Annotated in this window: 22 protein-coding genes; 6 read left to right on the top strand and 16 right to left on the bottom strand. The window is 76.2% G+C overall.

Annotated elements, in window-relative coordinates; translation table 11 throughout:
* Positions 1 to 42 precede the first annotated feature (42 nt).
* Positions 43 to 1266: a THUMP-like domain-containing protein gene (locus ACI784_RS01120; protein WP_457012282.1), complete on the top strand. Its 1224-nt coding sequence runs from the start codon at positions 43 to 45 to the stop codon at positions 1264 to 1266.
* A 24-nt stretch (positions 1267 to 1290) separates the two neighbouring features.
* On the opposite strand, the gene tsaD is transcribed toward ACI784_RS01120, so the two are convergent.
* From tsaD to ACI784_RS01090, 6 genes are read right to left on the bottom strand one after another with little or no spacing between them, the layout of a single operon-like run.
* The gene (tsaD, locus tag ACI784_RS01115; RefSeq protein ID WP_457012281.1) at positions 1291 to 2331 is read right to left on the bottom strand and encodes a tRNA (adenosine(37)-N6)-threonylcarbamoyltransferase complex transferase subunit TsaD; all 1041 of its coding nucleotides are present in this window, start codon (positions 2329 to 2331) and stop codon (positions 1291 to 1293) included.
* Positions 2332 to 2374: 43 nt separating this feature from the next.
* Entirely contained in the window at positions 2375 to 2821 is a 447-nt protein-coding gene (gene rimI / locus ACI784_RS01110) for a ribosomal protein S18-alanine N-acetyltransferase (RefSeq protein WP_456922974.1), read from the bottom strand.
* Entirely contained in the window at positions 2818 to 3456 is a 639-nt protein-coding gene (tsaB, locus tag ACI784_RS01105; protein ID WP_457012280.1) for a tRNA (adenosine(37)-N6)-threonylcarbamoyltransferase complex dimerization subunit type 1 TsaB, read from the bottom strand. Before tsaB ends, rimI begins: the two co-directional genes overlap by 4 nt.
* A gap of 6 nt (positions 3457 to 3462) precedes the next feature.
* Complete coding sequence (locus ACI784_RS01100; RefSeq protein WP_457012279.1) at positions 3463 to 3987, bottom strand: GNAT family N-acetyltransferase; 525 nt, start codon at positions 3985 to 3987, stop codon at positions 3463 to 3465.
* Complete coding sequence (gene tsaE, locus ACI784_RS01095; protein ID WP_457012278.1) at positions 3984 to 4451, bottom strand: tRNA (adenosine(37)-N6)-threonylcarbamoyltransferase complex ATPase subunit type 1 TsaE; 468 nt, start codon at positions 4449 to 4451, stop codon at positions 3984 to 3986. The genes ACI784_RS01100 and tsaE overlap by 4 nt, the downstream gene beginning before the upstream one ends.
* Positions 4448 to 5074: a uracil-DNA glycosylase gene (locus tag ACI784_RS01090; protein WP_456922970.1), complete on the bottom strand. Its 627-nt coding sequence runs from the start codon at positions 5072 to 5074 to the stop codon at positions 4448 to 4450. Before ACI784_RS01090 ends, tsaE begins: the two co-directional genes overlap by 4 nt.
* Before the next feature lie 41 nt (positions 5075 to 5115).
* Here ACI784_RS01090 and ACI784_RS01085 point away from each other — a divergent pair, with 41 nt between their 5' ends.
* Entirely contained in the window at positions 5116 to 6477 is a 1362-nt protein-coding gene (locus ACI784_RS01085; protein ID WP_457012277.1) for an alpha/beta fold hydrolase, read from the top strand.
* A 15-nt stretch (positions 6478 to 6492) separates the two neighbouring features.
* Here ACI784_RS01085 and ACI784_RS01080 read toward each other — a convergent pair whose 3' ends face one another.
* The 10 genes from ACI784_RS01080 to ACI784_RS01035 all read right to left on the bottom strand — a co-directional run bounded on the left by ACI784_RS01080 (position 6493) and on the right by ACI784_RS01035 (position 16227).
* Positions 6493 to 7716 (bottom strand): alpha/beta fold hydrolase, encoded by a 1224-nt coding sequence (locus ACI784_RS01080; RefSeq protein WP_457012276.1) that lies wholly within the window; start codon positions 7714 to 7716, stop codon positions 6493 to 6495.
* Positions 7716 to 8852 (bottom strand): alanine racemase, encoded by a 1137-nt coding sequence (gene alr / locus ACI784_RS01075; RefSeq protein WP_457012275.1) that lies wholly within the window; start codon positions 8850 to 8852, stop codon positions 7716 to 7718. Before alr ends, ACI784_RS01080 begins: the two co-directional genes overlap by 1 nt.
* Entirely contained in the window at positions 8849 to 10312 is a 1464-nt protein-coding gene (locus ACI784_RS01070; protein WP_457012274.1) for an NAD(P)H-hydrate dehydratase, read from the bottom strand. The genes alr and ACI784_RS01070 overlap by 4 nt, the downstream gene beginning before the upstream one ends.
* A 76-nt stretch (positions 10313 to 10388) precedes the next feature.
* Positions 10389 to 10784 carry a holo-ACP synthase gene (locus ACI784_RS01065; protein ID WP_457012273.1) on the bottom strand — a complete coding sequence of 132 codons (396 nt, stop codon included), beginning with the start codon at positions 10782 to 10784 and terminating at the stop codon, positions 10389 to 10391.
* A 97-nt stretch (positions 10785 to 10881) separates the two neighbouring features.
* Complete coding sequence (gene glmS / locus ACI784_RS01060) at positions 10882 to 12744, bottom strand: glutamine--fructose-6-phosphate transaminase (isomerizing) (RefSeq protein ID WP_457012272.1); 1863 nt, start codon at positions 12742 to 12744, stop codon at positions 10882 to 10884.
* A 107-nt stretch (positions 12745 to 12851) separates the two neighbouring features.
* Positions 12852 to 14195 (bottom strand): phosphoglucosamine mutase, encoded by a 1344-nt coding sequence (glmM, locus tag ACI784_RS01055; RefSeq protein ID WP_457012271.1) that lies wholly within the window; start codon positions 14193 to 14195, stop codon positions 12852 to 12854.
* A gap of 11 nt (positions 14196 to 14206) precedes the next feature.
* A complete protein-coding gene (rpsI, locus tag ACI784_RS01050; protein WP_456922962.1) occupies positions 14207 to 14626 on the bottom strand; it encodes a 30S ribosomal protein S9 in 420 nt (139 codons plus the stop codon).
* Positions 14623 to 15066, bottom strand: a complete 444-nt coding sequence (rplM, locus tag ACI784_RS01045) for a 50S ribosomal protein L13 (protein ID WP_457012270.1) — start codon at positions 15064 to 15066, stop codon at positions 14623 to 14625. The genes rpsI and rplM overlap by 4 nt, the downstream gene beginning before the upstream one ends.
* Before the next feature lie 171 nt (positions 15067 to 15237).
* Positions 15238 to 15732 carry a beta-class carbonic anhydrase gene (locus ACI784_RS01040; protein ID WP_456922960.1) on the bottom strand — a complete coding sequence of 165 codons (495 nt, stop codon included), beginning with the start codon at positions 15730 to 15732 and terminating at the stop codon, positions 15238 to 15240.
* A 30-nt stretch (positions 15733 to 15762) separates the two neighbouring features.
* Positions 15763 to 16227, bottom strand: a complete 465-nt coding sequence (locus ACI784_RS01035) for a hypothetical protein (protein ID WP_457012269.1) — start codon at positions 16225 to 16227, stop codon at positions 15763 to 15765.
* 247 nt (positions 16228 to 16474) lie between these two features.
* On the opposite strand from ACI784_RS01035, the gene ACI784_RS01030 reads away from it, so the two are divergent.
* The 4 genes from ACI784_RS01030 (at position 16475) to ACI784_RS01015 (ending at position 20380) form a co-directional block, all read left to right on the top strand.
* Complete coding sequence (locus tag ACI784_RS01030; protein WP_457012268.1) at positions 16475 to 17926, top strand: FAD-binding oxidoreductase; 1452 nt, start codon at positions 16475 to 16477, stop codon at positions 17924 to 17926.
* A gap of 230 nt (positions 17927 to 18156) precedes the next feature.
* Positions 18157 to 19350, top strand: coding sequence for a molybdopterin molybdotransferase MoeA (gene moeA, locus ACI784_RS01025; RefSeq protein WP_457012267.1), 1194 nt, complete (start codon positions 18157 to 18159; stop codon positions 19348 to 19350).
* Positions 19347 to 19892 (top strand): cyclic pyranopterin monophosphate synthase MoaC, encoded by a 546-nt coding sequence (moaC, locus tag ACI784_RS01020; protein ID WP_457012266.1) that lies wholly within the window; start codon positions 19347 to 19349, stop codon positions 19890 to 19892. The genes moeA and moaC overlap by 4 nt, the downstream gene beginning before the upstream one ends.
* Positions 19889 to 20380: a MogA/MoaB family molybdenum cofactor biosynthesis protein gene (locus ACI784_RS01015; RefSeq protein ID WP_456922955.1), complete on the top strand. Its 492-nt coding sequence runs from the start codon at positions 19889 to 19891 to the stop codon at positions 20378 to 20380. The genes moaC and ACI784_RS01015 overlap by 4 nt, the downstream gene beginning before the upstream one ends.
* The last annotated feature ends 88 nt before the right edge of the window (positions 20381 to 20468 follow it).

The raw sequence follows: 20468 nt of genomic DNA, 5'->3' as shown, positions 1-20468 counted from the left end.
GTCACCGGACCGGGGCACGGACCGGTGCGTCACGCTGTGCCGGTGCCCCCTGAGCCTGCCATCGACGCGCTGGCGCAGCTCAGGTGGTTGCGCACCCCGGAGGGCACGGCGGCGGCCGGCCGGGCGGCGGAGCTGCTCGCCGGGGGCACCGACCTGCTGACCGGCCTCGGCCGGTTGCGCGCCGAGGTCGGCGCGGAGCACGCCGGGCCGGCGTGGGAGCTGGCCCGGCTCCGGGCACGGGCCCGGCCGGTGTTCGGTGCCGACGCCGACGTCCTGTTCCTCACCGCCGACACGCTGGAGCAGGCCGGCCGTCCCGCGCTGGCGACCCGCCGGGCGGCCCGGCTGCTGGCCGCGGACGCCGGCACGGCCGCCGACCTGGGCTGCGCGTCCGGCACCGACACCGTGGCCCTCGCCCGGGCCGGCGCCTCCGTGGTCGCCGTCGACCGTGACCCGCTGGCCCGTGAGCTGACCGCGGCCAACGCCGCCGCGCTGGACCTCGCCGACCGGGTCACCGTGCGCGACGCCGACGTCGTGGACCTGGTGGCCGCGGCCGCCGACGGCGCGGTGGCCGGGTGCGCCGCCGCCGTCCTGGACCCCGCCCGGCGGGCCGGCGGACGGCGGCAGCTGGACCCCGACCGGTGGTCGCCGCCCTGGTCGACGGTCGTCGCGCTGCTGGACCGCGTGCCCCGTGCGGTGGTGAAGGTGGCGCCGGGGCTGGACCACGACCGCGTCCCGGCCGGCGTCGAGGCGGAGTGGGTCTCGGCCGGGAGCTCGATCGTCGAGGCGCTGCTGTGGGGGCGCGCGCTGTCGACGACGTGGCGGCGGGCCGCGCTGGTGCGCGACGGCGAGGTCCTCGAGCTGACCGCGGACGCCGACCCCGGCCCGGCGCCGGTGGGCCCGGTGCGCGGCTGGCTGCACGAGCCGGACCCGGCGGTGATCCGGTCGGGGCTGGTGTCGCTGGTCGCCGCCGACCTGGGCGCGACCCTCGTCGACCCGACCATCGCCTACCTGACCTCGGACTCCCCGGCCGGCTCCCCCTGGGTCGCCTCGTACCGGGTCGACGAGGTGCTGCCGTTCAACCTCAAGAAGCTCAGGGCGCTGCTGCGGGCCCGCGGCGTGGGAAGGGTCGTGGTGAAGAAGCGCGGGTCGGCCATCGAGCCGGAGACGCTGGCCCGGCAGCTGCGCGGAGCGGGCGCAGGGTCGGCGACCGTCGTCGTCACCCGCGTCGCCGGCGCCCCCACCGCCCTCGTCTGCGGAGTCAGCTGAGGGCCATTGTGGCCACAATGGCCCTCAGCGGGTGACGACGTCGATCGGCAGGGAGCTGTCCGCGCCGACGTCCGGTGCCGACGGGGCCACGCCGGCCTCGACGAGCCGCGAGCCCAGCGCGGCCACCATCGCGCCGTTGTCCGTGCACAGCCGCGGGCTGGGCGCCCGCAGCACGATGCCGGCCTCCGCGCAGCGCTCCTCGGCCAGCGCGCGCAGCCGGGAGTTGGCCGCGACCCCGCCACCGAGCACCAGGTGGTCGACGCCGTGGTCCTTGCAGGCGCGGACCGCCTTCCGCGTCAGGACGTCGGCCACCGCCTCCTGGAAGGACGCCGCGACGTCGGCCACCGGCACCGGCTCCCCCGCCCGCTGCCGGGCCTCGACCCACCGGGCGACAGCGGTCTTCAGGCCGGAGAACGAGAAGTCGTAGGGCGCGTCGCGGGGGCCGGTGAGCCCGCGCGGGAAGTCGATCGCCGCGGGGTCCCCCTCGCGCGCGGCCCTGTCGATCGGCGGGCCACCGGGGAACGGCAGGCCGAGCACCCGGGCCACCTTGTCGAAGGCCTCCCCCGCCGCGTCGTCGATGGTCCGGCCCAGGGACTGCACCTCGCGGGCGAGGTCGGGCACCAGCAGGAGCGAGCTGTGCCCGCCGGAGACCAGCAACGCCAGCGACGGCTCGGCCAGCCGGCCGTGCTGCAGCTCGTCGACGGCGACGTGCGCGGCCAGGTGGTTGACGCCGTACAGCGGCTTGCCCAGGGCCAGGGCGTAGGCCTTCGCCGCGGCCAGCCCGACCAGCAGCGCGCCGGTGAGGCCGGGTCCGGCGGTCACCGCGACGGCGTCGACGTCGGAGGCCTGCACCCCCGCCTCGGTCAGGGCGCGGTGCACGGTGGGCACCATCGCCTCCAGGTGCGCCCGCGACGCGATCTCGGGCACCACCCCGCCGAAGCGCTCGTGCTCGGCCACGGAGGTGGCCAGGGCGTCCGACAGCAGCGTCTGCCCGCGCACCAGGCCCACGCCGGTCTCGTCGCACGAGGTCTCGAAGCCCAGGACGAGCGGCTGACTCGACGTCACCGTTCGCTCCCGCCCGGCGGAGCCGGATCGATCACAGAGTCGCTCACGCCTTCTCCCGCTTCATCACGACGGCGTCGGTGCCGCTCGGTTGGTAGTAGCCCCGGCGCCGGCCGATCTCGGTGAACCCCCGCCGCCGGTACAGACCCTGGGCCAGCTCGTTGTCCGCCCGCACCTCCAGCAGCACCACCGGGCTGCGCCGGTCGGCCTCGGCCAGCAGCGCGTCCAGCAGCGCGGCCCCGATGCCCTCGCCCTGCCGCTCGACGGCCACCCCGATGGTGGCCACGTGCGCCTCGTCGTCGTAGGCGATCAGGCCCGCGTAGCCGACGACGCGGTCACCGTCCTCGGCCACCAGGTAGTACCGGGTGTCGGTGCGGGCGAGCTCGTCGCGGTACATCGCCGCGGTCCAGGTGTCGGGGGCGAACAGCTCCTCCTCCAACTCCAGGACGGCGCCGAGGTCGGCCAGCCGCATCGGCCGCAGCCGGGCACTCACGTGGTCGTCACCGGCTTGAACGTCGTCGGCGGGACGGCGTCCGGGCGGCGCAGGTACAGCGGCGCCAGCGGCGCGGCGGACGACGGGTCGGCGAGCTGGGCGGCCGCGGCCCGCAACAGCCCCGCCGTCGTCACGTCGGCCGGGGTGACCGGCGCGCCCAGTCGCTCGGCGAACCGGGTGTCGCCCACCAGCGGGCCGGACGCGGCGAGCTCCTCGGGACGCACCACGCCGGGCCCGCCGGTACGGGCGCCGTCGGCGCCGTAGGCGGCCCAGTAGACCTCCTTGCGGCGGGCGTCGGTCACCACGGTGCGGGCGCCCGAGCCGACGGCGTCGAGCGAGCAGACGCCGACGACGGGCACCCCGCGCGCGTCGGCGAGCGCGGCGGCGGTCACCACGCCGACCCGCAGGCCGGTGAACGGCCCGGGCCCGAGCCCGGTCACGACCGCGTCGAGGTCGGCCACCGTGTGCCCGGCCTCGGCGAGGACCTCGGTGACCGCGACGGTGAGCAGCTCGGCGTGCCGGTTGCCCGAGGGCACCGCGCGCTCGGCCAGCACCTGCGTCGCGCCGTCCGGGGACCACCGGGCGAGGCCGGCGACGAGCGTCGGCGTGGCGGTGTCGAGGGCGAGGACCAGCACGACCGCTCAGCCTAGGTGAGCGCCGGCGGCCACCTCGTAGACGACCTCCGGGCCGTCCACCTCGTCCACCTGCTCCCCCACGGCGACGAAGCCGGAGCCCAGCACGAGGTCCCGCGAGGCCACGTTGCCCGGCGCGACGGAGGCCCGCACGGTGGTGACGCGCGGGTCCGCGGCCGCCCGGTCGAGCAGGGCCCGCAGCGCCGCCCGCGCGTACCCCCGCCGCCGGTGCCCGGGGTCGATCGAGTAGCCGACCTCGACCACGCCGGCGGCGTCGGGCGGCCCGTGGAAGCCGGCCCGCCCGACGGCCAGGCGGCGGTCGGGGTCCCAGACCACCCGCGTGACCCAGTCGGCGCTGGACGGGTCGGCGACCACCTGGGCCGCCCGCATCGCCCACACCGGGCGGCACTCGGGCCCGGCGAGGTACCGGCTGAGCGGCACCGGCGCGCTCGCCTCGGCCGCGGTCAGGTCGCCGCCGGCGAGGGCGCGCAACGCCGCGGGGCTCAGCTGCACCAGCTCCACCCGCACGCTCACGCCCCCGCGGTCGGCCCGCCGTCGAGGCGCTGCTCCCAGCCGGGGCCGTGCGGCACCAGCTGCGCGGTCCGGACGTCGTCGTCCCGCCGGTCCAGCCGTACCTCGAGGTGCTCGTCGGCCAGCCGCTCGACCAGGCCCTGGCCCCACTCGACCACGGTCACGGACTCCTCGGTCGAGGCGTCGAGGTCCAGGTCGTCGACGTCGGCGACGCTGCCGAGCCGGTAGGCGTCGACGTGCACCAGCGGCAGCCGGCCGCCGCGGTGCACGCGGGCGATGACGAACGTCGGCGAGGTGACCGGCTCCCGGACGCCGAGGGCCTGCCCGATCCCCTGGGTGAGCGCGGTCTTGCCCGCGCCCAGCGGACCGACCAGCACCACCAGGTCACCGGGGCGCGTGAGGTCCGCCAGGGCCGCACCAAGGGCCCGGGTGTCCTCCGGGGTGGGCAGCACGTGCTCGCGCCTCACGCCAGGCTCCCCGCGACGGCGGTCAGGTCGGCCAGCAGCCCGGCCCGCGGCGCGCCCTTCGGCCCGAACCGGATCGCCGCCGACGGGTGGTAGGTGGCCCACACCGCCCGCCCCTCGACGTCGTGCGGCCGCCCGCGGGCCTCGGCCAGCACCGTGCGGGGCCCGAGGAACCACTTGGCCGAGGACAGCCCCAAGGCCACGACCACCGGCGGGTCGAGCAGCTCCAGCTGGCGCCGCAGCCAGCCGCTGCAGCGGGCCACCTCGGGCGCCTTCGGCGTCCGGTTGCCCGGCGGGCGGCACTTCACCACGTTGAGGACGGCGGCCTGCCCGCGGTCGAGCCCCGCCTCGGCGAGCAGTTGGTCGAGCAGCGCGCCGGACCTGCCGACGAACGGGCGGCCGGTCTCGTCCTCCTGCGCGCCGGGCGCCTCGCCGACCAGGGCCAGGCGCGGCCGGCCGGCCGGGACGTCGCCGACCACGACGTGCTGCCGGGTGGCGGCCAGCTCGGGGCAGGCGACGCAGGGCCGGGCCGCGGCGGCCAGCGTCTCCCAGTCCGGCGCGGCGGCGGCGACGCGGGCCACCTCCTCCGCGGCGGCGTCGAACCGGGGCGGACGGGGTGCGGCCACGACAGCACCCTACGGGGCCGCCCGGTGCCACCATCCCCGCTGTGCCGACGACCACCAGGGACCGCTTCCCGCCGTCGCGGGCCGGCACGGCAGCGCGGGCCGGGCGCACCCGGTGGGTCGTCGCGGGCTCGCTGCTCACGGGCCTGGTGGCGGCCGGCGTCCTGACCCTGGTCGTCGTCGCCGGAGCCCGCGAGCACGTGGTCACCGGGTCTGCCCTGCTCGGTCTCGCGCTCGGGTGGGCGGTGCTCGCGGTGGCGTCGTCCCGGTGGACCGACCAGCCGCAGCGCTGGGCGCTGGTCCCGGCGACCGCGATGGCCGCGACGGGGCTCGCGCTGCTGGCGGTCGCGCCCGGCGACGCCGGCCTGACCGCCGCCGGGTGGGTGTGGCCCCCGGCCCTGCTCGTGCTGGCCCTGTGGTCGGGCCGGCGCGTGCGCCGCTCGCTCGCCCCGCGCCGCGGCCGCCGGCTGCTCCACCCGGTCGTGGCGCTCATGGTGCTGGCGGCCGTGGGCGGCATGGCGGAGACCCTCGTGCGCGCCTCTCAGGGCGACGACGCGATGCCAGGACGGGGCTACGACGTCGGCGGCCGCCGGCTGCACCTGGACTGCACCGGCACCGGCAGCCCCACCGTCGTCCTGCTGGGCGGGCTCGGGTCGATGTCGTCGAGCTGGGCCCGCATCGCACCGGTCGTCGGTCGCACCACCCGGGTGTGCGCCTACGACCGCGCGGGGCAGGGCTGGAGTGACGACCTGCCCCACGTGCAGGACGGCATCGAGGTCGCGGCCGACCTGCACGCCCTGCTCGACCGCGCCGGGGAGGACGGTCCGTTCGTCCTCGCCGGGCACTCGACCGGGGGCAGCTACGCGATGGTCTACGCCGCGCAGTACCCCGGGCAGGTGGCCGGGATGGCGCTGCTCGACCCGTCCGACCCCTACCGGTCCACGGCCGGCTCCGTCTCTCCCGACGCCGGCGCCCCGGCCCTGGTCGCGATCGTGCCCGGCCTGGCGCGGCTGGGCCTCGGCCGCCTCGCCCCGTCCGCCGCCTGGTCCGCCCTGCCCGAGCCGGCCGCCGGTCAGCTCCGGGCGTTCGCGGCCGGTCCGCGCGGCTGGCGCAACCAGCGCGACGAGTACGCCGCCATGCCGGCCGTGTTCGGCCAGGCTCAGCGCCTGACCACCCTCGGCAGCGCGCCGCTGGTCGTGGTCACCACCACGGGGTCGCCCCACGCGCCCGGCTTCTCCGAGGCCCACGGCCGGATGGCGGCACTGTCCACCAACAGCGGCCGGCGCGAGGCGGACGTCAGCCACGTCGGCCTGCTGGACGAGGAACGCGGCGCCGCGGTGGCCGCCCGCGCCGTCGACGACGTCGTCCGGGCCGCGCGCACGGGCACGCCCGTGCCGTCGCGCTGAGCCGCCTCCGACCGCCTACCCGCCGGCGACCGCCGGGCGCTCGGCCACCACCCGGCGCAGCAGCGCCGACAGGGCGCCGGTCACCTCGTCGGACTTCTCCAGCAGCACCATGTGGCCGGCGTCCGGGACGACGACGTACTCCACCCCCGGCGTGCCCGCCCCGCCGAGCAGTTCGACGATCGCGTCGCTGTGCGCGCTGGGGATCAGCGTGTCCTTGGCACCGGTCAGCACGAGGGTCGGGACGGCGCGCAGCGGCTCGAGCGACCCGCTCTCGTCGAGACCGGCCAGCGCCGGGTAGAACTCCGCGATCACCTCGACCGGGGTGCCGGCGATCATCGAGTCGACGTAGCGGCCCAGCGCCGGGTCGACGTCCGCCGAGGCGAACGACAGCGACCACGTCACGTACGAGATCAGGTCGGCGGCGAGCCGGCGGGTCCGCTCCGCGAGGGCCGGACGGCGGCGCATCGTGAACGCCGCGACCGGCAGGACGGCCGCCCGCACCCGGGTGAGGAACTCCGGCATGCCGAAGTCGAGGTCGGCGAGGTTGCCGCTCGACGTGCTCAGCAGAGCCGCGCCCACGACCCGGGTCCCGAACAGCTCCGGTCGCAGCTTCGCCAGCGACATGACGGTCATCCCGCCCATGGAGTGACCGACGAGGACGACCGGGCCGGAGGGCACCCGCGCCCGCAGGACCGCCTCCAGGTCGCGGCCCAGCTGCGCCACGGTGGCGTGCGCGGCCGTGCCGCGGCCGGAGGCGCCGTGGCCCCGCTGGTCGTAGAAGACCAGCCGGGCCCGGGGGCGGGAGCCGTTGGCGGTGGCGAGCTCGGCGGCCAGCGTCCGCCGCTGGAACGTCCACGACGCCATCGACAGCGTGTAGCCGTGCACGAAGACCACGGTCAGCGGCGCGTCGGCCGGGCCGATCTCCTCGACGTGCAGGAGCACGCCGTCGTCGGCCTGCACCAGCGCGGTGCGGTCGGCCGGCCGGGAGGCGGCACCCAGCGGGTCGTCCTCGCGCAGCTCGGCGTCCGTGCGGCCCGGCGGCAGTCCGGCCGCCGACCCCAGCCGCTCGGCGCCGACCCGGCGCGCCGCGGCCCGGCTGACCGCGACCCCGACGGCGGTGCCGGCCGCGGCCAGCCCGAGCACCGCGCCGACGATGCCGGCGCGGTGGCCGGCCAGCCCCTTCGCCGTCGAGCCCTTCGCCGGGGACCTCCTCGCGGGGGCCTTCCTCGCCGCCGCCATCAGACGGCGCCCGCCGAGCCGACGTGGCGGCGCACGAAGCGGCCGCCGATGCGGGCGACCAGCTCGTAGTGGATGGTCTCGACCGCATCGGCCCACTGCTGCGCGGTCGGCTCGCCGCCGGTCCCCGGACCCCAGAGGACGACGGGGTCGCCGGGGGCCACCGCGTCGTCGCCGACGTCCAGCACGAACTGGTCCATGCACACGCGACCGGCGATCGTCCGCTGCCGGCCACCGGCCAGCACCGGCGCCCGGTTGCCCCCCGCCCGCGGCACGCCGTCGGCGTAGCCCACCGGCACGACGGCCAGCGTGGTCTCGGCCTCCGGCGAGTACGTGTGCCCGTAGGAGACGCCGACACCGGCGGGCACCCGCTTGGTGAGCATCACCCGCGCCTGCACGGTCATCGCCGGGCGCAGCCCGTGGGCCGCCGGGTCGCCGCCGAGCGGGTCCAGCCCGTAGACGGCGATCCCGGGGCGGACCATGTCGAACCAGGTGTCGGGCAGGGCGACGGTCGCCGCGGAGTTGGCCAGGTGCCGGCGGGCGCCGGTGAGGCCGGCGTCGCGGGCGACGGCCACGGCCTGCTCGAAGACCCCCACCTGCAGGCCGATCGTCGGGTGGGTCGGTGCGTCGGCGTAGGCGAGGTGGCTCCACAGCCCGACGACCTCGACGTCGCCGTCGGCCTGCGCGCGGGCGGCGGCGGTGACCAGGTCGGGCCACTGCTCCAACGTCGCCCCGCCCCGGGAGAGCCCGGTGTCGATCTTCAGGTGCAGGCGTGCGGGGCGGCCGGTGGCCCGGGCCGCGGCGACCACCTCGGCCAGCCCCCAGACGGCGTTGACCGAGACCTCGACGTCGGCGGAGAGGGCGGCCGCGAAGTCCTCCCCGGGCCCGTTCAGCCAGGCCAGCACGGGCGCCGTGACCCCGGCGGCCCGCAGCGCGAGCGCCTCCTCCACCACCGCCACGCCCAGCGCGTCGGCGCCGCCGGCCAGGGCCGCCCGCGCGGCGGGCACCATGCCGTGCCCGTAGCCGTCGGCCTTGACCACCGCCATCAGCGGCCGGCCGACCCGCTCCCGCAGCACCGCGGTGTTGGCCGCGATGGCGTCCAGGTCGACGACGACTTCCGCTCGGGCTCCGCTCGTCACGCCTCCGAGTCTCCCAGGCCTCCCCTGGGCGACCGGTGCAGGCGGGCCAGCGTCGCGGGCAGCCGGCGGACCAGGTCACCGGCGACCAGCGGTCCCTCCTCGGCGGCCACCTGCCCCGCCCGCCCGTGCACGTGCGCCGCGACCGCGACTGCCTCGACCGCGGGCAGGCCGGTGGCCAGCAGGGCACCGCCGATGCCCGACAGCACGTCGCCGGTGCCCGCCGTGGCCAGCCACGGGGTGCCGGTGCCGTTGACGAACGCGGTGCCGTCGGGGGCGGCGACGACGGTGGCCTCGCCCTTGAGCAGGACGACGGCGTTCAGGTCGGCGGCCAGCCGGCGGGCCGCCCCGATCCGGTCGGGACCCACCTCCGCCCCGAACCGGGCGAACTCCCGGTCGTGCGGGGTGAGCACCGTGGGCGCGCCGCGGCCGCGCACCAACTCCGGCTGCTGCGCGGCCATCGTGAGGGCGTCGGCGTCCACCAGCACCGGCAGGTCGGTCGCGAGCACCTCGGCCAGCACGCTGCGGGCGTCGTCGTCGGTGCCCATGCCGGGCCCGACCACCCACGCCTGCACGCGCCCGGCGTCCGCGGGCCGGCCGGAGGTGACGATCGCCTCGGGCCAGGCGGCCCGCACCCCCTCGGCCGCCGTCCCGGCGTAGCGGACCAGCCCCGGCCGGGTGCGCAGCGCCGCGCCCGTACACAGCACGCCGGCGCCCGGGTAGGTCGAGGAGCCCGCGACGATGCCGACCACGCCCTGGGAGTACTTGTCGTCCCCCGCCTCCGGCGGGCGGATGCGGGCGGCGGCGTCGGCGTCGGTCAGCCGCCGGACCGTGGGCGCCGGCAGCGTGGCGTCCAGGCCGATGTCGACCAGGTGGACGACGCCGGCGTGGCCGCGGCCCTCCCCCACCACCAGCCCGGCCTTCACCGCGCCGAAGGTGACCGTGTGCTGCGCCGGGACCGCCACCCCGGGGACGGCGCCGGTGCTCGCGTCCACCCCGCTGGGGACGTCGACCGCCACCAGCAGCCCGGGGCCGGCCACCGCGCGCTCGACCAGCGCGGCCGCGGCCGGGCGCAGTCCGCCGGTGCCGCCGATGCCGACGATCCCGTCGAGGACGAGCTCGGCCCGCTCCAGCCCTGTGTCCCCGTCGGGCCCGGTGACCCGGCCGCCGGCGGCCCGCAGCGCCGCCAGGCCACCGGGGTGCGCGCGGTCGGCGTCCAGGAGGACGGCGGTCACCCGCGCCCCGCGCCGGGCCAGCTGCGCCCCGGCGTACAGCGCGTCCCCGCCGTTGTTGCCGGCGCCCACGAGCGCGGTGACGCGGGCGCCGTGCGTCCGGTCCAGCAGCCGCAGGCACACAGTCGCGAGGCCCGTCGCGGCCCGCTGCATCAGCACGCCCTCGCGGGTGGCGGCCAGCAGCGGCGCCTCCGCCGCCCGCACCTCGTCGGCCGTGTACAGACCGATCACGAGGCCTCCTCGCTGACGCTCGTCAGCCTCGCGCTCGGGCCCGATGCCCTGTCCCCGCGTGGCCCCGCGAGCTCGGTCACGGTTGCCCGTCCTCCACGCGGGGGAAGCCCTCCGCGACCACCACGGCCGAGGCGATGCCGCCGTCGTGGCTCAGCGACACGTGCCACGAGCTCACGCCCAGCTGCGCGGCGCGCCCGGCCACGGTGCCGCTGACCGCGAGGTGCGGCCGGCCGTTCTCGCCGACGGTGACCTCGGCGTCGTGCCAGTGCAGGTCACCCGGCGCACCGAGGGCCTTGGCGAGGGCCTCCTTGGCGGCGAAGCGGGCGGCCAGCGACTCCCCGGTGCGCGGCGTCCCCGACGGGGTGCTCTGCTCCGCCGCGGTGAACAGCCGGTTGCGCAGCCCCGGCGTACGGGTCAGCGACTCGGCGAAGCGGTCCACGGGCACGACGTCGATCCCGACCCCGATGATCACGGCGCCAGTCTGCCCGGCCCCGTCCGGGGGCTCATCCCGAGCGCGCGAGGGGTGGGAGGGACGGTGTCCTTCGATCGCGGGGAGCAGCCGGGGCCTTCTACTCGACGGTGACGGACTTGGCCAGGTTGCGCGGCTGGTCGACGTCGTACCCGCGGGTGTCGGCGATCTCGCAGGCCAGCACCTGCAGCGGGACCGTGGTGACGATCGGCGCCATCAGCGTCGGCGTCCGGGGCACGCGGATGACGTGGTCGGCGTAGGGGACGACGTCCTCGTCGCCCTCCTCGGCGATCACGATCGTGCGGGCGCCGCGGGCGCGGACCTCCTGGATGTTGGAGACGACCTTGCCGTGCACCGACTCGCGGGCCCGCGGCGACGGGACGACGACGACCACCGGCGTGCCCTGGTCGATCAGCGCGATCGGGCCGTGCTTGAGCTCGCCCGCGGCGAAGCCCTCGGCGTGGATGTAGGCGAGCTCCTTGAGCTTGAGCGCGCCCTCCAGGGCCACCGGGAAGGCCACGTGCCGGCCGAGGAAGAGGATCGTGTCGGCGTCGGCCAGGGAGCGGCCCAGCTCGCGGACCGGCTCCATCTGGCTGAGCACCTCGCGGACCGCCTCCGGCATGCGGCGCAGGTCGGCGACGATCGAGGCGACCTCGTCGGCGTACTTGACCCCGCGCACCTGCGCGAGGAAGAGCCCCACGAGGTAGCAGGCGACGATCTGCGCCAGGAAGCTCTTCGTCGAGGCGACGGCGATCTCCGGCCCGGCGTGCGTGTACAGGACGGCGTCGGACTCCCGCGGGATGGTCGAGCCGTTGACGTTGCAGATGGCCAGGGTGCGCGCCTTCTGCTCGCGGGCGTGGCGCAGCGCCATCAGCGTGTCCATGGTCTCGCCGGACTGGCTGATGACCACCACGAGCGTGGAGCGGTCGAGGACCGGGTCGCGGTAGCGGAACTCGCTGGCCACCTCGACCTCGACCGGGATGCGGGTCCAGTGCTCGATCGCGTACTTCGCGATCAGCCCCGCGTGGTACGAGGTGCCGCAGGAGACGACGAACACCTTGTCGATCTCGCGCAGCTCCTGGTCGGACAGGCGCACCTCGTCGAGCACGAGCTCACCGGTGTCGCCCAGCCGGCCCAGCAGGGTGTCGGCGACCGCCTGCGGCTGCTCGGCGATCTCCTTGAGCATGAACCAGTCGTGGCCGCCCTTCTCGGCGGCGTCGGCGTCCCAGTCGACGGTGTAGGCGGTCGGCTCGACGACGGTGCCGGCGAAGTCGGTCACGGTGAGCCCGCGGGTCCGGTCGATCTCGACGACCTGGTCCTGCCCGAGCTCCCGGGCCTCGCGGGTGTGGGAGATGAACGCGGCGACGTCGGACCCGAGGAAGTACTCGCCGTCGCCGACGCCGACCACGAGCGGGCTGTTGCGGCGGGAGGCGACCAGGGTGTCGGGCTCGTCGACGTGCGAGGCGACCAGCGTGAAGGCGCCCTCCAGGCGGTTGCTCACCGCCCGCATCGCCTCGGCCAGCCGCCCGGGCCCCTCCGGGGTCTGCGCGTACGCCGTGGCGAGCAGGTGGGCGGCGACCTCGGTGTCGGTCTCGGAGCTGAACTCGACGCCGGCGGCCTCGCACTCGGCGCGCAGGGCGGCGAAGTTCTCGATGATGCCGTTGTGGATCACCGCCACCGTGCCGTCGGCCGACAGGTGGGGGTGCGCGTTGCGGTCGGTGGGGCCACCGTGGGTCGCCCACCGGGTGTGCCCGATGCCGATCGTCGCGGCGGGCAGCGGCGTGTCGACGAGCACCTTCTCCAGGTTCGCCAGCTTGCCGGCCTTCTTCGCCGTCGCCATCGTCCCGTCAGCGACGACGGCGACCCCGGCCGAGTCGTACCCCCGGTACTCGAGACGGCGCAGACCCTCCAGGACGACGTCCAGGGCGTTCTGCGGGCCGACGTATCCCACGATTCCGCACATTGTCCCGAGAGTACCGGCGGAACGGGACCGATCCGTCGCGCGCGGGCCCGCTCACCCGTACCGGTGACGAGACGCTCGCCTCACTCCGGGACGACCGGTCGACCCTCTCAGTCGACGGCGGAGACGACCTCGGCCAGCCGGGCCGCGATGCTGTCGGCCTGCTCCTGGGTGGGCGCCTCGACCATCACGCGCACCAGCTGCTCGGTGCCGGACGGGCGCAGCAGCACCCGGCCGTCGTCGCCGAGCTCGGCCTCGCAGGCGTTGACCGCCTCGGCCACCTCGCTGCTCTCCACGACCGCCAGGCGGTCCTTGACCGGGACGTTGACCAGCGTCTGCGGCAGCCGGTGCACCACCGACGCCAGCTCGGCCAGCGACGACCCGGTCGCCGCCATGCGGGACAGCAGGGACAGGCCGGTGAGCAGGCCGTCGCCGGTGGTGGCGTGGTCGAGGAACACCAGGTGCCCGCTCTGCTCCCCGCCGAGGCTGAGCCGGCGGTCGCGCAGCGCCTCGAGGACGTAGCGGTCGCCGACGGCGGTGGTGTGCACCGAGATCCCGGCGGCGCGCATCGTGTGGTGGAAGCCCAGGTTGCTCATCACCGTGGCCACGACCGTGTCGCCGGCCAGCTCACCGCGCTCCTTGAGCGCGAGCGCGCACACGGCGAGGATCGCGTCGCCGTCGACGACCTCGCCGTCGGCGGTGACCGCGAGGCAGCGGTCGGCGTCGCCGTCGTGGGCGATGCCGAGGTCGGCGCCGTGGGCACGGACGGCCTCGGTCAGCGGGCCGAGGTGCGTGGAGCCGATGCCGTCGTTGATGTTCCAGCCGTCGGGCTCGCCGCCGATGACGTGGACGGCGGCGCCGGCCCGGCGGTAGACCTCGGGGGCGACGGTCGCCGCGGCGCCGTGGGCGCAGTCGACGACGAGCGTCAGGCCGGTCAGGGGCTGCGTCACGGTCGACAGCAGGTGCCCGACGTAGATGGCGCCTGCACCCGCGAGGTCGCGGACGCGACCGATCTCACCCCCGGTCGGGCGATGGCCGGTCGTGTCGCCGGTGGCGACGACCTGCTCGATCGCCGCCTCGACGGCGTCGGGCAGCTTGTGGCCGCCGCGGCTGAACAGCTTGATGCCGTTGTCCGGCATCGGGTTGTGACTGGCGGAGATCATCACGCCGAGGTCCGCGCCGGTGGAGGCGGTCAGGTGCGCGATCGCCGGGGTGGGCAGCACCCCGGCCCGCAGCACCTCCGCACCGGCGCTGGCGAGGCCCGCCACGACGGCGGCCTCGAGCATCTCCCCGCTGGCGCGGGGGTCGCGGCCGACGACCGCGACGGGACGCGAGGTCCCGTCGCGGTCGGCGAGCACGCCGGCGGCGGCACGTGCCACCGCGAGGGCCAACTCCGGCGTGAGGTCGGCGTTGGCCCGACCCCGGACGCCGTCGGTCCCGAACAGGCGACCCACGGACGTACCGGTCAGCGCTTCGAGTACTGAGGCGCCTTGCGGGCCTTCTTGAGGCCGTACTTCTTGCGCTCGGTGACGCGGGCGTCACGAGTCAGGAAGCCGGCCTTCTTGAGGGCCGGACGGTCCTCGGCCTCGACCTCGACCAGCGCGCGGGCGATCGCCAGGCGCAGCGCGCCGGCCTGCCCGCTGACGCCGCCACCCCGGAGGATGCCGACGACGTCGTACTGCTCGGCCTTCTCGAGGATCACGAACGGCTCACGGATGAGCTGCTGGTGCACCTTGTTCGGGAAGTACTCCTCGATGGTGCGGCCGTTGAGGCGGAACTGGCCGGTGCCCGGCAGCAGCCGCACGCGGACCACGGCCTCCTTGCGCCGGCCGACGGTCTGCACCGGACGCCCCTCGGCGTCGGTCACGGTCAGTGCGCTGGTCACTGGGCCACCTGCTTGATCTCGTAGGTCTGGGGCTGCTGCGCGGCGTGCGGGTGCTCCGGCCCGGCGTACACCTTCAGCTTCTTGAGCATCTGACGGCCCAGGCTGTTGTGCGGCAGCATGCCCTTGATCGCGCGCTCGATGACGCGGTCGGGGTGGGTGCGCAGCTGGTCGCCGACCGGGATGGTCTTGAGACCGCCCGGGTAGCCGGAGTGGCGGTAGGCCATCTTGTCGTCGCGCTTGGTGCCCGTCAGCGCCACCTTGCCGGCGTTGACGATGACGACGAAGTCGCCGACGTCCACGTGCGGGGCGTACTGGGGCTTGTGCTTGCCGCGGAGCAGGATCGCGGTCTGGCTGGCGAGTCGACCGAGCACCACGTCAGTGGCGTCGATGACGTGCCAGGCCCGGCTGACCTCGCCGGGCTTGGGGGTGTACGTGCGCACGGCGCTCGTGTCCTCCGTCGTCGTCGGATCGGCTGGTGGGATCGCCTCACCGAACACGGGAGACGGTGCAGCGCGCGCGGACACCAGCCGGCCCGCGCGCCAGCCGATCACGATACCAGTCGGCCGACCGCCGTCCCCGGGGCGGAGACGACCGGGCGGGTGACGCGGGACTCAGTCCTCCAGCGCGACCGGGTGCAACCGGCCCGTGGCGACGTCGTAGACGCTGCCCCAGACCTCCCGGGACACCAGGTAGGGAGAGTCGCGCAGCAGCCGCATCGACTCGCGGACGTCGCTCTCCGGGTCGGTGAAGGCGCGGGCGGCCCACGGCGGGCGGCGCCCGGTCGCCCGCTCCACCAGGTCGGCGAACGAGGTGTCGTCGGTGGCCTGCAGGCCGCAGTTGGTGTGGTGCACGAGCACGATCTCGCGGGTGTCCAGCAGGTGCTGGGAGATGGTGAGGGAGCGGATCGTGTCCTCGGTGATCACCCCGCCGGCGTTGCGGATGACGTGCGCGTCGCCGACCGCCAGGCCCAGCAGGGGGAACAGCGGCATCCGGGAGTCCATGCAGGCGACGACGGCGACCTTGCGCGCCGGCCGCACCGGGAGCTCGCCGGGGAAGTCCCGCGCCCACTGCTCGTTCGCCGCCAGCATCTTCTCGAACTCGGCCACGTCTCCGCCTCCCACTCGCCTCCGGCGACCCTAGCCGCGGCGGCACCGGGGCTCATCCCGGGACGGCTCAGGCCGGCCGGGACCGGCGCACGAGGTCCTCCAGCGCGTCCGGGCACAGGTCCAGCCGCCGGCGTGGACCACGGTGAGGGCGGCGGCCGCCGCTGCCGCCCACGCGGCGTCCTCCGGTGCGACCCCGTCCAGCGGCCGGCCGGTGAGCAGCTCGGCCTCGGCGGCGTCGGCGCGGACGACGTCGGCCCGGGCGAGCACGGCCGTGCGGGAGGCGTCGTCCTCGGGCGCCCCGTCGGTGACCACCACCGCCCCGGGAGACACCCGCTCCAGGGCCGCCCGCACGGCCGGCCCGGGCCGCTGCAGCTGCAGGCTCACGACCCGCGCGGTCGCGAGCCGGTCCGCGGCGGCGGCGACGCCCGCGGGGGTGAGCAGGACGCCGTCCGGCACGCGCTCGAGCAGCCGCCGCCGGCCGCCGTCCTCCACCACGTCACGACGCCCCCGCTCTCCTTCGCCGGCCGGCCGTCCCATCGAGATCTGATCCCGTCCACCGGACTGACCCGCCGGTGGACGTGCCACACCTGCCGCGTGCCCTGCGTCACCACGCGCGGGAGGCGCAGCGGCGAGCCTGGACGGGCGGACACATGGGCAGCCCCACGGCGGCCGCGGGTGCCAGAGTTGGTCGCTCCCAGCGCGCACTCACCGTGGGAGCGATGTCCCACCAGAGGGGGCACAGATGCCTCTCGACGACTCCTCTATCACCCGCTTCCTCCGGACCGTCCGGGCGGAGGTGCTGCGGCCAGCCGACGACGGGTTCGTCAGCGCACGAGCTGAGGCGGTCTGGAACGGGGCGATCACGCGCCAGCCGGCGCTGATCGTGCGTCCCGGCTCGGCCGAGGACGTAGCCGCGACGATCGCCCTCGCCCGGGAGACCGGGACGGATGTGACCGTGCGCGGCGGCGGGCACAGCGCAGCGGGCAGCTGCGTCGAAGAGCGCGCGGTGATGATCGACCTGTCCCGGATGAACCACGTACGGGTGGACCCGGAGACGCGTCGCGCATACGTCGGCGGGGGCGCGTCCTGGGCCGCCGTGGACGCCGCGACCGCCCAGCACCGCCTCGCAGTCGTCGGTGGCACGGTCAGCCACACCGGCGTCGCCGGGCTGACACTCAGCGGCGGCATGGGTTGGTTGATGTCCCAGCAGGGCCTCGCCTGCGACAACCTGGTCGCAGCCACGCTGGTCACCGCCGACGGCCGTACCGTGGTCGCCTCCGACCAGGCCGAGCCCGACCTCATGTGGGCTCTGCGTGGAGCCGGCACCAACTTCGGCGTCGTGACCGAGCTGGTGTTCGCCCTGCACGAGGTGGACCCGATGGCGAACCTGGGGCTGTTCTTCTGGTCCGTTGCCGACGCCGCCGCACCACTGGCCTTCGCCCGGGAGTACCTGTTCGAGCTGCCGGAGGACATGGGCGCGGTGGTCGCGGCGCTGTCCGCACCGCCGGAGCCGTTCGTCCCGGAGCACCACCGCGGCACACCCGGCATCGCCGTGCTCGTCGCCAACTGGGGCAGTGCGGAGCAACACGCCGCCGCGGTGGCGCCGCTGCGGGAGCGCAGACCGCTGTTCGACATGGTCACGCCTCTGCCGCACGTGGCGTTGCAGCAGGTGCTCGACAACGGCGAACCGTGGGGCATCCGCGCCTACGCCAAGAGCCTGAACTTCGACGACCTGCCGGACGAGGCGATCGAGATCCTGCTCGAGCGGCTGCCGCGCAGACGCTCCCCCATGTCCTACGTGCCGATGTTCACCCTGCGGGGCCGATACTCCGAGATCCCCGACGACGCCACGGCCTGGGGCAGCCCTCGCAACGCGCGTTGGGCGGCGGCCCTGCTTGGCCTCGCCTGGGACGAGGAGAGCCATGCGGCCGACCGCGCCTGGGTCCGGGATCTGTGGCAGGCGCTGCGGCCGTACGCCGCTGATGAGAGCGCCTACCTCAACTTCGAGAGCGACACCGAGGAGCGACGGGTGCGCGCCTCCTACGGGGAGCGGAAATACCGCCGACTGGCTGCGCTCAAGGCCGCATGGGACCCGGAGAACGTGTTCCAGCACAACCCGAACGTCCGACCGGCCGCGCCCGGTGTCCCGGCTCCGCGCCGAGCGGCGACCACGGCCGAGGAGCCCGCGCGCTGACCCCGCCGGTTGGCGCAGCCTGGTTCCACCGACTGAGCCGGTTGCGACCGGCTGGGGTCGACGTCGGGCTCGACGCCAGGGCACGTGGGCCCCGGTCAACTGACCGGGCCCCACGTCGTCGGTCTGCGGGATCTCCCCACCCGTTCTCCGGGAAGCGCTCGTAGGGCCTCGAGGACCCCGTGCGGCGCCCTCCCGGGTACGTACGGCGGGGATCGGTCAGGATGTGCCCCGTGCGCACGGTCGAGGAACACCAGGCGGTCGTCGCGGCGCTGCTGCCCGCCCTGCCCGAGGAGGAGGTCGAGCTCGCCGCCGCGCACAACCGCGTGCTGGCCCGCGACGTGACGGCCCGGGTGGCGCTGCCGGGGTTCGACAACTCCGCCATGGACGGCTACGCCGCGCGCTGGTCGGAGGTGTCGGTCCTCCCCGTCCGGCTGCCGGTGGCCGACGACATCCCCGCCGGGCGCACGGACGTCCGCCCACTCGCCGTGGGCACGGTCCAGCGGATCATGACCGGCGCGCCCCTGCCCGCGGGTGCCGACGTCGTCGTCCCGGTCGAGCTCACCGACGGCGGCATCGACGTCGTGGAGATCCGGGACGCGCCCGCGGCCGGCACCCACCTGCGCGCCGCGGGCGAGGACATCGCCGCCGGCGCGGTCGCGCTCACCGCCGGGACCGCGCTCGGCGCCGCCCAGCTGGGCCTGGCCGCCGCCGTCGGGGCGCGCACCGTGTGGGTCCGCCGCCGTCCGCGGGTGCTGGTGCTCTCCACCGGCAGCGAGCTGGTCGAACCCGGGGCGCCGCTGCTGCCCGGCCAGATCTACGAGTCGAACTCCGCGCTGCTGGTCGCCGCGGTGGAGGACGCCGGCGGCACAGCTCGGCGCCTGCACTTCGTCCCCGACGACGTCGACCAGTTCCTCGCCACCGTCCGCGCCGAGCTGGCAACCGCCGACCTGCTCGTCACCAGCGGCGGGGTCAGCGCCGGCGCCTACGAGGTGGTCAAGGACGCCTTCCGCGCCCTGGGCACCGTCGAGTTCGTCAAGGTCGCCATGCAGCCCGGCGGGCCCCAAGGCGCCGGCACCGTCGACGGCGTCCCCGTGGTCACCCTGCCCGGCAACCCGGTCAGCTCCTTCGTCTCCTTCGAGGTGTTCGTCCGGCCGGCGCTGCGCCGGGCGCTGGGCCACGTGAGCCCGGGCCGGCTGCGGGCACCGGCCACCCTCACCGCGCCGCTGCGCTCCCCCGCCGGCCGCCGCCAGTTCCTGCGCGGCCGCTACGACGCCGGCCGGGTCTCCCAGGTCGGTGGGCCCGGGTCGCACCTGGTGGCACACCTGGCCCGCGCCAACTGCCTGGTGGTCGTCCCCGAGGACGTCACCGAACTGCCCGCCGGCGCCCAGGTGGACGTCGTGCTGATCGAAGGAGCGCTCCAGTGACCGGTGACCCGGCCAGCATCGACCCGACGGCGGACAACCCGACCCGCGAGGACGGCGTGCACTCGCCCCTCGCCGAGGCGCGGCTGACCCACGTGGACGCCGCCGGGGCCGCCCGCATGGTGGACGTCTCGGCGAAGCCGGTCACCGCCCGCGAGGCGACCGCCGCCGGCCGGGTCCTGGTCAGCCCCGAGGTGGTCGCGCTGCTGCGCGGGGACGGTGTGCCCAAGGGTGACGCCGTCGCCGTCGCGCGGATCGCCGGCATCGCCGGGGCCAAGCGCACCCCGGACCTCGTGCCGCTGTGTCACCCCATCGCCCTGCACGGCGTCACCGTCGACGTGACCGTCGCCGACGACGCCGTGGAGATCACCGCCACCGCCCGCACCGCCGACCGCACCGGCGTCGAGATGGAGGCCCTCACCTCGGTCGCCGTCGCCGGGCTCACCGTGATCGACATGGTCAAGGCCGTCGACCCGCGGGCGTCGATCACCGACGTCCGGCTGCTGGCGAAGTCCGGCGGCAAGAGCGGCGAGTGGCGGCGGTGACCCTCCCCGAGGGCGCCCGCGCCGTCGTCGTCACCGCGTCCAACCGGGCCGCCGCCGGGGTCTACGAGGACCGCAGCGGGCAGGCGCTGGCCGAGGGACTGCGCGCGCTGGGGTTCGCCGTGGAGGGCCCGCACGTGCGCCCCGACGACGTCGCCGAGCTCGAGGTGGTGCTGCGCCAGGCGGTCGCGTCCGGCGCCGACGTCGTCCTCACCACCGGCGGCACGGGGCTCTCCCCCACCGACGTCACCCCGGAGGCGACCCGCGCCGTCCTGGAGCGCGAGGCACCCGGCCTGGCCGAGGCCGTGCGCCGGTACGGCGAGCCGGCGGTGCCCACGGCGGTGCTCTCCCGCGGTGTGGCCGGCACGGCCGGGCGGACCCTCATCGTCAACCTCCCCGGCTCCACCGGCGGGGTGCGCGACGGGCTCGCCGTGCTCGGCCCGCTGCTTCCGCACGTGGTCAGCCAGCTCCGCGGCGGCGACCACGTCTGACGTCCTCCTCCGGACGACACCGCGGCCACGTGCCGTCCCCGACCGGCGCTGAGCCCACTCCGGCGACCCGCCGGAAAGCCTCCGGGCC

Source organism: Geodermatophilus sp. SYSU D01186 (assembly GCF_054050215.1).
Note: the sequence above shows the minus strand (reverse complement) of the source record. Positions and strands in the feature narration are given on the sequence as shown.

What these genes read in the sequence shown, in the direction of transcription:
- ACI784_RS01080 (WP_457012276.1), bottom strand. Translation starts at nt 7,716, where the DNA reads ATGGCGGCGGCGAGGAAGGCCCCCGCGAGGAGGTCCCCGGCGAAGGGC.
- glmS (WP_457012272.1), bottom strand. Translation starts at nt 12,744, where the DNA reads ATGTGCGGAATCGTGGGATACGTCGGCCCGCAGAACGCCCTGGACGTC.
- ACI784_RS01030 (WP_457012268.1), top strand. Translation starts at nt 16,475, where the DNA reads ATGCCTCTCGACGACTCCTCTATCACCCGCTTCCTCCGGACCGTCCGG.